General features: G+C 64.0%; 12 protein-coding genes. 7 read left to right on the plus strand and 5 right to left on the minus strand.

The window, feature by feature from the left end; all coding sequences use genetic code 11:
• The first annotated feature begins 102 nt into the window (after window positions 1-102).
• The 6 genes from hisD (at window position 103) to TZ03_RS06985 (ending at window position 5605) form a co-directional block, all read left to right on the plus strand.
• Entirely contained in the window at window positions 103-1428 is a 1326-nt protein-coding gene (hisD, locus tag TZ03_RS06960; protein WP_051096611.1) for a histidinol dehydrogenase, read from the plus strand.
• Window positions 1429-1430: 2 nt separating this feature from the next.
• Window positions 1431-2477 carry a histidinol-phosphate transaminase gene (gene hisC / locus TZ03_RS06965; protein WP_051096612.1) on the plus strand — a complete coding sequence of 349 codons (1047 nt, stop codon included), beginning with the start codon at window positions 1431-1433 and terminating at the stop codon, window positions 2475-2477.
• A gap of 238 nt (window positions 2478-2715) precedes the next feature.
• On the plus strand, window positions 2716-3366 hold the full coding sequence (locus tag TZ03_RS06970) for a FadR/GntR family transcriptional regulator (protein ID WP_051096613.1): 651 nt from the start codon (window positions 2716-2718) through the stop codon (window positions 3364-3366).
• Window positions 3367-3379: 13 nt separating this feature from the next.
• Window positions 3380-4660, plus strand: coding sequence for a CynX/NimT family MFS transporter (locus TZ03_RS06975; protein ID WP_051096614.1), 1281 nt, complete (start codon window positions 3380-3382; stop codon window positions 4658-4660).
• Window positions 4661-4839: 179 nt separating this feature from the next.
• Window positions 4840-5316, plus strand: a complete 477-nt coding sequence (locus TZ03_RS06980) for a nuclear transport factor 2 family protein (RefSeq protein WP_051096615.1) — start codon at window positions 4840-4842, stop codon at window positions 5314-5316.
• Window positions 5309-5605: a GIY-YIG nuclease family protein gene (locus TZ03_RS06985; protein WP_051096616.1), complete on the plus strand. Its 297-nt coding sequence runs from the start codon at window positions 5309-5311 to the stop codon at window positions 5603-5605. The genes TZ03_RS06980 and TZ03_RS06985 overlap by 8 nt, the downstream gene beginning before the upstream one ends.
• Window positions 5606-5629: 24 nt before the next feature.
• Here the strand turns inward: TZ03_RS06985 and yejK are convergent, their stop codons facing one another.
• On the minus strand, window positions 5630-6637 hold the full coding sequence (gene yejK / locus TZ03_RS06990; RefSeq protein WP_051096617.1) for a nucleoid-associated protein YejK: 1008 nt from the start codon (window positions 6635-6637) through the stop codon (window positions 5630-5632).
• A gap of 371 nt (window positions 6638-7008) precedes the next feature.
• On the opposite strand from yejK, the gene TZ03_RS06995 reads away from it, so the two are divergent.
• Window positions 7009-7290 (plus strand): HU family DNA-binding protein, encoded by a 282-nt coding sequence (locus TZ03_RS06995; RefSeq protein ID WP_003255106.1) that lies wholly within the window; start codon window positions 7009-7011, stop codon window positions 7288-7290.
• Between the two features lie 50 nt (window positions 7291-7340).
• On the opposite strand, the gene rlmF is transcribed toward TZ03_RS06995, so the two are convergent.
• The 4 genes from rlmF to TZ03_RS07015 form a co-directional block, all read right to left on the minus strand.
• Window positions 7341-8294 carry a 23S rRNA (adenine(1618)-N(6))-methyltransferase RlmF gene (gene rlmF, locus TZ03_RS07000; protein WP_051096618.1) on the minus strand — a complete coding sequence of 318 codons (954 nt, stop codon included), beginning with the start codon at window positions 8292-8294 and terminating at the stop codon, window positions 7341-7343.
• Window positions 8295-8472: 178 nt separating this feature from the next.
• Window positions 8473-11319, minus strand: a complete 2847-nt coding sequence (locus TZ03_RS07005; RefSeq protein WP_051096619.1) for a valine--tRNA ligase — start codon at window positions 11317-11319, stop codon at window positions 8473-8475.
• A 210-nt stretch (window positions 11320-11529) separates the two neighbouring features.
• Window positions 11530-11895, minus strand: coding sequence for a hypothetical protein (locus TZ03_RS07010; RefSeq protein WP_051096620.1), 366 nt, complete (start codon window positions 11893-11895; stop codon window positions 11530-11532).
• A gap of 5 nt (window positions 11896-11900) precedes the next feature.
• The gene (locus TZ03_RS07015; RefSeq protein WP_051096621.1) at window positions 11901-12329 is read right to left on the minus strand and encodes a DNA polymerase III subunit chi; all 429 of its coding nucleotides are present in this window, start codon (window positions 12327-12329) and stop codon (window positions 11901-11903) included.
• Window positions 12330-12353: the final 24 nt, after the last annotated feature.

Consider the following 12353-nt stretch of genomic DNA (forward strand, 5'->3'; position numbering starts at 1 on the left):
GCGCCCGTCTATCCGCGTCATAGCCATTTTTCTCGGGTGCCCGCGCGGATGGACTGGTAGCCTAGGGCGCCTGAGCATTCGCTAATAATCGAGGCCCTCGCCATGACCGTGTCCACTGCAATTGCCCGTCTCAACGCTGCTGATCCGGATTTCGCGCGACATCTGGATCATCTGCTGAGCTGGGAAAGTGTGTCCGATGACGCGGTCAACCAGCGCGTGCTCGACATCATCAAGGCCGTGCGCGAGCGCGGCGATGCAGCGCTGGTGGAGTTCACCCAGCGCTTCGACGGCGTTGCCGCCACCAGCATTGATGACCTGATCCTTGGCCGCGAGCGCCTGGAGCTGGCCCTGACCCGCATTACCCCGGCCCAGCGCGAAGCCTTGGAAAAGGCCGCCGACCGTGTGCGCATGTACCACGAGCGGCAGAAGCAGGATTCCTGGCAGTACACCGAGGCCGACGGTACCGTGCTGGGCCAGAAGGTCACCCCGCTGGACCGTGCCGGTTTGTATGTACCGGGCGGCAAGGCGTCGTACCCATCGTCGGTATTGATGAACGCCATTCCGGCCAAGGTTGCCGGTGTGGCCGAAGTGGTGATGGTGGTGCCGACCCCGCGTGGCGAGGTCAATGAGCTGGTGCTGGCGGCTGCCTGCATCGCCGGTGTCGATCGCGTGTTCACCGTCGGTGGGGCCCAGGCCGTCGCTGCGCTGGCCTACGGCACCGAGAGCGTGCCGCAGGTGGACAAGATCGTCGGCCCGGGCAACATCTACGTCGCCACTGCCAAGCGCCACGTGTTCGGCCAGGTCGGCATCGATATGATCGCAGGTCCCTCGGAAATCCTTGTGGTGTGCGATGGCCAGACCGACCCGGACTGGATCGCCATGGACCTGTTCTCCCAGGCCGAGCACGACGAAGACGCCCAGGCCATCCTGGTCAGCCCGGATGCCGCGTTCCTCGACCGTGTGGCTGCCAGCATCGACAAGTTGCTGCCGACCATGGAGCGTGCCGAGATCATCGAGAAGTCGGTCAATGGCCGTGGTGCGCTGATCCAGGTGCGCGACATGCAGCAGGCCATGGAAGTGGCCAACCGCATCGCCCCGGAGCACCTGGAGCTGTCGGTCGCCGACCCGCAGGCCTGGCTGCCGCACATCCGCCACGCGGGTGCGATTTTCATGGGCCGCCACACCAGCGAAGCGCTGGGCGATTACTGCGCCGGGCCCAACCACGTGCTGCCCACCTCCGGCACTGCGCGTTTCTCGTCGCCGCTGGGGGTGTACGACTTCCAGAAGCGTTCGTCGATCATCTTCTGCTCCGAGCAGGGTGCGTCCGAGCTGGGCCACACCGCCTCGGTCCTGGCCCGTGGCGAGTCGCTGACCGCCCACGCCCGTAGCGCTGAATACCGTATCCTGACCCAACAGAAGGGGAACTGAGCATGAGTCGATTCTGGAGCCCCTTCGTCAAGGACCTGGTGCCTTACGTGCCGGGCGAGCAGCCCAAGCTGGCCCGCCTGGTCAAGCTCAACACCAACGAGAACCCCTATGGCCCGTCGCCCAAGGCGCTGGAGGCCATGCGTGGCGAGCTGAACGACAACCTGCGCCTGTACCCGGACCCGAACGGTGACCGGCTGAAACAGGCGGTGGCCGAGTATTACGGCGTGACCCCGGCGCAGGTGTTTGTCGGCAACGGCTCGGACGAAGTGCTGGCGCATATCTTCCATGGCCTGTTCCAGCACGATGCACCGCTGCTGTTCCCGGACATCAGCTACAGCTTCTATCCGGTCTATTGCGGCCTGTACGGTATCGCTTTCGAGCAGGTGGCGCTGGACGAGCAGTTCCAGATCCGCATCGAGGACTACAACAAGCCCAACGCCGGCATCATCTTCCCCAACCCCAACGCGCCCACCGGCTGCCTGATGCCGCTGCAGGCGGTGGAGCAGTTGCTGCAGGCCAACCGTGATTCGGTGGTGGTGGTCGATGAAGCCTACATCGACTTCGGTGGCGAGACGGCCATCAGCCTGGTGGACCGCTACGACAACCTGCTGGTCACCCAGACCCTGTCGAAGTCGCGCTCGCTGGCTGGCCTGCGAGTTGGCCTGGCCGTGGGGCACCCGGACCTGATCGAGGCGCTGGAGCGGATCAAGAACAGCTTCAACTCCTACCCACTGGACCGTGCAGCGATCGTGGGCGCGGCGGTGGCGTTCGAGGACCGCGAGTATTTCGAGGAAACCTGCCGCAAGGTGATCGACAGCCGCGAGGTGTTGGTCGGGCAACTGCAGGCCAAGGGTTTCGAGGTACTGCCCTCGGCCGCCAACTTCATCTTTGCCCGCCACCCGCAGCAGGATGCCGGTGAGCTGGCGGCACGCCTGCGCGAGCAGGGCGTGATCGTGCGCCACTTCAAGCAACCACGCATTGCCCAGTTCCTGCGTATTACCATCGGTACGCCGGAGATGAACCAGGCGCTGCTCGATGCGTTGAACTGACGCCATCCGCTGCCCTGCGCGGCCCTTGTGGGAGCGGCCTTGTGTCGCGATAGGGTCGCGCAGCGGCCCCGGCAATTCTTGCTTCGACGCTGAAATCCTGGGGCCGCTTTGCGGCCCTTTCGCGACACAAGGCCGCTCCCACAAAAAAAGCGCGCCTGCGTTTTGCTCAACTGCGGTTTACGGTGTGGCCCGGCATCCAGTAAGCTGGGTCAATTCATCGGATGATTGGGTGAGTGGCATGCGTAGCGAATTGACCAAACGCTCCTTGGTCGAACTGGCTGTTGAGCGGATGCGTGAGTGCATCGTGCTGGGCGAGTGGCAGGTCGGCCAGCGCTTGCCGACTGAGCCGGAACTGGCCCTGCAACTGGGCATCAGCCGCAACACCGTGCGCGAAGCCATGCGGGTACTGGCCTTCAGCGGCCTGGTGGAAATTCGCCAAGGCGACGGCAGTTACCTGCGCACGGCCCAAGACCCGCTGCAGGCGGTGCAGGCAATGTCCCGCTGTACCGCCGAACAGGCCCGTGAAACCCGCCACATCCTCGAAGCCGAGGCCATCGGCCTGGCCGCGCTGCGCCGTACCGATGCCGACTTGCAAGCGCTGCGTGATGCCCTGGCCGCCAGTGCCAGGCATTTTCACGGTGATGTCGATGCCTATGTGGCCTGCGACTTGGCATTTCACCAGCGCCTGGTCGATGCGGCCCACAACCCGGCGTTAAGCGAGCTGTATCGGTACTTTTCCGGGGTGGTGGCTGCTGCGTTGCAGCACAACATGGCGACCATGCCGCGCTGCCAGGCCACGTTCGACCTGCACGGGCAGATCCTCGATGCCATCGAACAACGTGACGCGGAGCGGGCCAAGGGCCTGAGCCGTACCCTCATCGAATCCTGACCCAGAGAAGGCCATGGCTGAATCCATCACCCGTAACACCCCGCCGAGCGGTCGAGACCTCGACGAACTACTGATCGACGCCGAGGCTGACGATGAGCAGCTCCAGCAGCAGCCGGTGGTGCTGCAGCGGCCCTGGTTGCTATTGCTCGGCCTGGTGCTGGTGGCATTGAACCTGCGCCCGGCGTTGTCGAGCATGGCGCCAGTGCTGGGCCAGGTATCCGCAGGCCTGGGGCTGAATGCCTCGCAGGCCGGCTTGCTGACCACCTTGCCGGTGCTGTGCCTGGGCCTGTTCGCCCCGCTGGCACCGGTGCTGGCGCGGCGGTTCGGTAGCGAACGGGTAATCCTCGGCATTCTCGTCACCCTGGCGCTGGGGATCTTGCTGCGCAGTACCCTGGGGGCCACCGGGGTGTTCCTTGGCAGCCTGGTGGCGGGGGCCAGTATTGGCATTATCGGCGTGCTGTTGCCGGGTATCGTCAAGCGCGACTTCCCGCAGCACGCGGGCACCCTGACCGGCGTGTACACCATGGCGCTGTGCCTGGGCGCCGCCATGGCGGCGGGGGCCACCGTACCCCTGGCCCAGCATTTCGATGGCAGCTGGGCACTGGGGCTGGGCTTCTGGGTGCTGCCGGCCGTGCTGGCGATGCTGGTGTGGTTGCCGCAGGCCCGCCAGGGGCATGGCCTGCACAAGGTGGCCTATCGCGTGCGGGGCCTGTGGCGTGACCCGCTGGCCTGGCAGGTGACCTTGTACATGGGCCTGCAGTCGTCGTTGGCCTATATCGTCTTCGGCTGGTTGCCGTCGATCCTGATTGGCCGTGGCCTGAGCCCGACCGAGGCGGGGCTGGTGCTGTCGGGGTCGGTGATCGTGCAGTTGCTCAGCTCGCTCAGTGCGCCTTGGCTGGCCACCCGCGGCAAGGACCAGCGCTTGGCGATCGTGTTGGTCATGCTGGTCACCTTGGCCGGCCTGTTCGGCTGCCTATATGCACCGGTTTCCGGGCTGTGGGGCTGGGCCGTGGTGCTCGGCCTGGGGCAGGGCGGGACCTTTGCCCTGGCGCTGACCTTGATCGTGCTGCGCTCGAAGGATGCCCATGTGGCGGCGAACCTGTCGAGCATGGCCCAGGGGGTGGGTTATACCCTGGCGTCGATGGGGCCGTTCGCGGTGGGGTTGGTGCATGACCTGACCGGCGGCTGGGCGGCAGTCGGCTGGATTTTTGCCGCGCTCGGGGTGGGGGCTATCGTGTTCGGGTTAGGTGCCGGGCGGGCTTTGCATGTGCAGGTGACCAGCGAGAAAGTCTGAAGCTGCTGTTGGCAGTACCGGCCCTATCGCCGGCAAGCCAGCTCCCACAGGATTTGTACAAGCTTCGGACCTGTCGCTTTCCTGTGGGAGCGGGTTTACCCGCGAAAGGGCCGGTACTGGCATAAGCAACCGGGTCAGATTATCGTGCAGCTTTCTACACCCAGGACGGACCAGCCCTCATGACCGACGCCAACCGCGACCTGATCACCCGCTTCTACCAGGCCTTCCAGCGCCTGGACGCCGAAGCCATGGTGGCCTGCTACAGCGACGATATCGTCTTCAGCGACCCGGTCTTCGGCACCCTGCGCGGCAAGGACGCAGGCGACATGTGGCGGATGCTCACCAGCCGGGCCAAGAACTTCACCCTGACGTTCGACAACGTCCGCGCCGATGAGCGCAGTGGCGCTGCGCATTGGCAGGCCACCTACCTGTTCAGCCAGACCGGTCGTACCGTGGTCAATGACATCCAGGCGCGCTTTGTCATCCGCGACGGGCTGATCTGCCAGCATGACGATACCTTCGACTTGTGGCGCTGGTCGCGGCAAGCGTTGGGCGTGCCCGGTGTGCTGCTGGGCTGGTCGCCGATGGTGCAGAACAAGGTACGCCTGCAGGCGTTCAAGGGATTACGCGCATTCCAGCAGGCCCAGGGTGAGTGAGGTCGTCGAAACCGCGGTTGGCAAGCCCTGGTATGTGTACCTGGTACGGGCGGCCAACGGCTCGTTGTATTGCGGCATCAGCGATGACCCACAGCGGCGCTTTGCCGCGCACCAGAAAGGGCAGGGCGCACGGTACTTCAAGACCAGCCCGGCCCAGGCGCTGGTGTACGTGGAGCAATGGCCGGACAAGGGCGAGGCGTTGCGCCAGGAACGCTTGGTGAAGCGGCTGCGCAAGTCGGCCAAGGAGGCGTTGGTGGCTTCCTATGGAGCCTTGTCTTCGGTGACCTAGGCTGCGCAGCAGCCCCCAGGGCCTTCAGTCCTTACGCCGCTTCAACTGGTCCACCAGGGTGGTCGGCAGCCCCTTGATGATCAAGGTCCCCGCTGCCTCGTCGTACTCCACCTTATCCCCCAGCAAATGCGCCTCGAAGCTGATCGACAGCCCCTCGGCACGCCCGGTGAAACGGCGGAACTGGTTGAGGGTGCGCTTGTCCGCGGGGATTTCCGGCGACAGCCCGTAGTCCTTGTTGCGGATGTGGTCGTAGAACGCCTTGGGCCGGTCCTCGTCGATCAGGCTGGACAGCTCTTCCAGCGTCACCGGCTCGCCCAGCTTGGTCTGGGTGGTGGCGTATTCGACCAGGGTCTGTGTCTTTTCGCGGGCAGATTCTTCCGGCAGGTCCTCGCTCTCGACGAAGTCGCTGAAGGCCTTGAGCAGGGTGCGGGTTTCGCCTGGACCGTCGACGCCTTCCTGGCAGCCGATGAAGTCGCGGAAGTAGTCCGAGACCTTCTTGCCGTTCTTGCCCTTGATGAACGAAATGTACTGCTTGGAGTTCTGGTTGTTCTTCCACTCCGACAGGTTGATGCGCGCCGCCAGGTGCAATTGGCCAAGGTCGAGGTGGCGCGACGGCGTCACGTCGAGTTCGGCGTTCACTGCCACGCCTTCGCTGTGGTGCAGCAGGGCGATCGCCAGGTATTCGGTCATGCCCTGCTGGTAATGGGCGAACAGGATGTGCCCGCCCGTGGACAGGTTGGACTCTTCCATCAGCTTTTGCAGGTGCTCCACGGCCACACGGCTGAAGGCGGTGAAGTCCTTTTCCGCGTCCAGGTACTGTTTCAGCCAGCCACTCAGTGGGTAGGCACCCGACTCGCCGTGGAAAAAGCCCCAGGCCTTGCCTTGCTTGGCGTTGTAGCTGTCATTGAGATCGGCCAGGAGGTTTTCGATGGCGTCGGAGGCGGCCAGTTCGGAGTCTCGGGCATGCAGCACGGCGGGGCTGCCATCGGGCTTTTTGTCGATCAGGTGAACGATGCAATGACGGATTGGCATGGGATTCTCGGCGAGCTGCAAAAGTCGTCAAGTTTACCCTAGACACAAGGTGATGCAGTGGCCGGATGTTGGCAGAAATGCCGGTTGTTCGTTTTTTGTTCAGTTTTGTGCGTTTTAGGCTAAAACCCCCGAAAAACCTGCATTAAATCGAAGTGCGCAGCGGATATTTATCCGTTCCTGTGGTAGCTTTGCGCGGTCTTGTGCCCCTCGTGTGGCGCATTGCTGGCAGCTTGCTGTCGTCGTGTCGAACCAAACGCCGATTTGCGTATCTACATACGCGATTGGTGCGGCCCTCCATTTTTCAGGGGCTGGCCCGATAACGTCGTCGTTCGCTGCATAACCATCGAATTTGATAGGGAAGGAACACCACCATGGCATTGACCAAAGACCAACTGATTGCCGACATCGCCGAATCGATCGCCGCGCCAAAAGCCACCGCCAAGAACGCTCTGGAGCAACTGGGCCAGATCGTTGCCGACCAACTGGAAAACGGCGCTGAAATCACCCTGCCAGGCATCGGCAAGCTGAAAGTCTCCGAGCGTCCTGCCCGTACCGGCCGCAACCCTTCGACTGGCGCTGCCATCGAAATCGCTGCCAAGAAAGTCGTCAAGTTCGTACCAGCCAAAGTGCTGACCGACGCCATCAACAAGTAATTGTTGGCGCTTTGACGAAACCGCGCCCGGCTTGCCCGGGCGCGGTTTTTTCATGCTTGTGATTTACCCTGGGCGTACCAGGCCCGGCGCGCGGCATCGTCGTGGAAGCTCCAGGCGACCATGCGGCTGTGCTTCTGCCCTTGGCCCATTTCGACAATATGCACGGCCTTGGCGCCGGCCTTCTTCAGCGCTGCCTCGATCCCCGGCAGGTTGCTGGCCTTGGACACCAGGCTGGTGAACCACAGCACCCGCTCGGCGTATTGCACGCTTTCGCCAACCAGTTGGGTGACGAAGCGGATTTCGCCGCCCTCGCACCACAATTCGTTGTTCTGGCCACCAAAGTTCAGCACCGGCAGCTTGCGCTTGGGGTCCTGCTTGCCGAGATTCTTCCATTTGCGCTGGCTGCCACGGGTTGCTTCGTCGCGTGAGGCATGGAAGGGCGGGTTGCACAGGGTCAGGTCGAAGCGTTCGTCATCCTGTAGCAGGCCGCTGAGGATATGCGCACGGTTAGCCTGCTGGCGCAGGGAGATGGCCTTGTCCAGGCGATTGGCCTGGACGATGGCCTTGGCCGAGGCCAGGGCCACGGGGTCGATGTCCGAGCCAAGAAAGCGCCAGCGGTAGTCGCTGTGCCCCAGCAGCGGGTAGATGCAGTTGGCGCCCACGCCAATGTCCAGCGCGTGCACCTGGGCCCCCTTGGGGATCTCTCCGGCATTGTCTTCGGCCAGCAGGTCGGCGGCCACGTGTATGTAGTCGGCGCGGCCGGGAATGGGCGGGCACAGGTAGTCGGCGGGGATGTCCCAGTGCTGGATGCCGTACTGGGCCTTGAGCAGGGCACGGTTGAACACCCGCACGGCTTCGGGGTTGGCGAAGTCGATGCTGGGTTTGCCGTGGGGGTTGGTGATGGTGAAGCGGGCCAGGTCTGGGTGGGCCTTGATCAGGCTGGGGAAGTCGTAGCGGCCCTGGTGGCGGTTGCGCGGGTGCAGGGTGGGTTTGTTCGGGGTCATGGCAGTGTCCAGCCCTATACGAGCGGTGGCTGATAGAGCCTGGGGCTGCTTTGCAGCCCTTTCGCGACACAAGGCCGCTCCCACAGGATGGTGGCGCCTGCAAACCCGGCGCCGGCCTGTGGGAGCGGCCTTGTGTCGCGAAAGGGCCGCATAGCGGCCCCAGCGGTTTCTCTAATGATTAAAGCGCTGCAATCCGCGCGTGCTGCTCGGTGAAGTTGGCCAGGGCCTGTTCGGACTCGGCCAGCTTGGCGCGTTCCTTCTCGATCACCGCAGGCGGTGCCTTGTCGACGAAGGCGGCGTTGGCCAGCTTGCCACCCACGCGCGCCACTTCGCCTTGCAGGCGCTGGATTTCCTTGTTCAGGCGCGCCAGCTCGGCATCCTTGTCGATCAGCCCGGCCATGGGCACCAGCACCTGCAGGTCACCGACCAGGGCAGTAGCCGACAGCGGCGCTTCGTCGGCATCGCCCAGTACAGTGAACGACTCGACCTTGGCCAGCTTCTTCAGCAGCGCTTCGTTTTCCTGCAGGCGACGCTGGTCGTCGGCGTTGGCGTTCTTCAGGAACAGCGGCAGCGGCTTGCCTGGGCCGATGTTCATCTCGGCGCGGATGTTGCGCAGGCCGACCATCAGCTCCTTGAGCCACTCGATATCGCCTTCGGCGGCAGCATCGATGCGCGCTTCGTTAGCCACCGGCCACGGCTGCAGCATGATGGTCTTGCCTTCGATGCCGGCCAGCGGCGCGATGCGCTGCCAGATTTCTTCGGTGATGAACGGCATGAACGGGTGTGCCAGGCGCAGCGCCACTTCCAGCACGCGCACCAGGGTGCGGCGGGTGCCACGGGCGCGCTCGACCGGGGCATTCTCGTCCCACAGTACCGGCTTGGACAGCTCCAGGTACCAGTCGCAGTACTGGTTCCAGATGAACTCGTACAGCGCCTGGCTGGCCAGGTCGAAGCGGAACTGCTCCAGCTGGCGGGTCACTTCAGCTTCGGTGCGCTGCAGCTGCGAGATGATCCAGCGGTCGGCCAGCGACAGCTCGTAGGCTTCGCCGTTCTGGCCGCAGTCCTCGCCCTTGTCCAGCACGTAGCGGGCGGCGTTCCAGATCTTGTTGCAGAAGTTGCGGTAGCCTTCGACGCGGCCCATGTCGAACTTGATGTCGCGGCCGGTGGAAGCCAGCGAGCAGAAGGTGAAGCGCAGGGCGTCGGTGCCGTAGCTGGCGATACCTTCGGGGAACTCGGCCTTGGTCTGCTTGGCGATCTTCTCGGCCAGCTTGGGCTGCATCATGCCGCTGGTGCGTTTTTCCAGCAGGGCGTCGAGGGTGATGCCGTCAACGATGTCCAGCGGGTCGAGGACGTTGCCCTTGGACTTGGACATCTTCTGGCCCTGGCCGTCGCGCACCAGGCCGTGTACGTAGACGGTCTTGAACGGTACTTGCGGGGTGCCGTCCTCGTTCTTGATCAGGTGCATGGTCAGCATGATCATGCGCGCAACCCAGAAGAAGATGATGTCGAAGCCAGTCACCAATACGTCGGTGGAGTGGAACTTCTTGAGGAATTCGGTCTGCTCCGGCCAGCCCAGGGTGGAGAAGGTCCACAGGCCCGAGCTGAACCAGGTGTCGAGCACGTCGTCGTCCTGGCGCAGAACCACGTCGGCGCCCAGCTCGTGCTTGGCGCGCACCTCTGCCTCGTTGCGGCCGACATAGACCTGGCCGGCCTCGTCGTACCAGGCTGGAATGCGGTGGCCCCACCACAGCTGGCGGCTGATGCACCAGTCCTGGATGTCACGCATCCAGGAGAAGTACATGTTCTCGTACTGCTTGGGCACGAACTGGATGCGGCCATCTTCCACGGCGGCGATGGCAGGCTCTGCCAGCGGCTTGGTGGAGACGTACCACTGGTCGGTCAGCCACGGCTCGATGACGGTGCCCGAACGGTCGCCCTTCGGCACTTTCAGGGCGTGGTCGTCGATGCTTACCAGCAGGCCCTGGGCGTCCAGGTCGGCGACGATCTGCTTGCGCGCGACGAAGCGGTCGAGGTTGGCGTACTGGGCCGGCAGGCGGGTGTCGACCTGCTCGTTGACGCTGCCGTCGAGGTTGAAGGCCTGGGCGCTGGCCAGCACGAAGGCGTTCTTGTCGAAAATGTTCAGCAGCGGCAGGTTGTGGCGCTTGCCAACTTCGTAGTCGTTGAAGTCGTGGGCCGGGGTGATCTTCACGCAGCCGGTGCCGAACTCGGGGTCGCAGTAGTCGTCGGCGATGATCGGGATGCGGCGGCCGACCAGCGGCAGTTCGACGAACTTGCCGATCAGTGCCTGGTAGCGCTCGTCGTTCGGGTTGACCGCCACGGCCGCGTCACCCAGCAGGGTTTCCGGGCGGGTGGTGGCGACTACCAGGTAGTCCTGGCCTTCGGCGGTCTTGGCGCCGTCGGCCAGCGGGTAGCGCAGGTTCCACAGGTGGCCTTTCTCGTCGTGGTTTTCCACTTCGAGGTCGGAGATGGCCGTGTGCAGTTTGGTGTCCCAGTTGACCAGGCGCTTGCCGCGGTAGATCAGGCCGTCTTCATGCAGGCGCACGAACGCTTCTTTAACGGCTTCGGACAGGCCGTCGTCCATGGTGAAGCGCTCGCGGCTCCAGTCTACCGACGAGCCCAGGCGACGGATCTGGCGGCTGATGTTGCCGCCGGACTGGTCCTTCCACTCCCAGACCTTTTCCAGGAACTTTTCGCGGCCCAGGTCATGCCGGTTCTGGCCCTTGGCCTCGAGTTGACGCTCGACCAGCATCTGCGTGGCGATACCGGCGTGGTCGGTGCCTGGCTGCCACAGGGTGTCGCGGCCTTGCATGCGGCGGAAACGGATCAGGGCGTCCATGATCGCGTTGTTGAACCCGTGGCCCATGTGCAGGCTGCCGGTCACGTTCGGCGGCGGGATCATGATGGTGTAGGACTCGCCTGCACCTTGTGGAGCGAAATAGTTCTCGGACTCCCAGGTGTTGTACCAGGAAGTTTCGATGGCGTGCGGCTGGTAGGTCTTATCCATGCGCGGCGGGACCCTGTGCATTTATTCGGGAAAGCCGGGAAGTATAACCAAGCTGGGGGCCGCAGGCGACAAGCTGCTGACAACTGTCGGAACAGTGTCGCCTGCTTCGCGGGCACGCCCGCTCCCACAAGTCCACCACAGGTCTTGAGGGCAGTGAGGTCCCTGTGGGAGCGGGCGCGCCCGCGAAGCAGGCGACACCGATGTCCGGCTTTACTCGGAACGCTTGATCAACCGCTCGATCCGCGCATCCAGCCGGCGTTTGATCTCGTTCTCGATATGCGGGGTAAAGTCGTTGATCACGTCCTGCATGATCATCTGCGCCGCCGCGCGCAGCTCGCTTTCCAGGTGCAGCAGGGTGTCCTGGCGGCGGGTCTGCGGGTCTTCCTCAGGTTCGGCAGCTACCGGTTCGGCGGCAGGCGCCGGGTGGCCGGCGGTTTCTTCCAGCAGCAACGGGATCTGCTCCACCGTCTCGGTCAGCAGCGGTGGTTGCAGGTCGGCGTCGCCAAGCAATTGGCGGATCGACTCGAGGTCATCGAGCAGATGGGCGGAGTCGGGCAGGGGGGAGGGCTTGTCCATCGTCGTCAAAGTCGCTGTAAGCGGTGGTCTTGCAGAGCATAGCCCTGTTCACGGTAGAAACGGAATCGCTCACGGGCCGATTGGCGAATGCCAGGCTCTTCGACCACGATCTCGGCCACCCGCTCGAACTGGCTGGCGAAGCCTGGCACGCTGGCGCCCAGGTTGATCAACAGGTCGCGGTGTGCGCCGGCGTCGTCGGCCAGGCCCAGAACCACGCAGGCATCGGCGTGCGCTTCGGCCAAGTCGTGGGGCACGAAAGCCTCGCCCTTGAAGCGCCACAAACGTTGGTCCAGCTCGCTGCGCTGCTCGGCATCCTGGCAATGCAGGTAGACCCGGTGGCCGAGGCGCCAGGCTTTTTCGCACAGCTTGCAGGCGAAATCGAGCCGCGCCGACAGCGAGTCGGTGGGCAGAATGTAGAAGTCGACTTTGCTCATGGAGGGTATCGCCGGCCAGTGGCG

The sequence above is a fragment of the Pseudomonas sp. 10-1B genome, from assembly GCF_000935045.1.
GTDB lineage: Bacteria > Pseudomonadota > Gammaproteobacteria > Pseudomonadales > Pseudomonadaceae > Aquipseudomonas.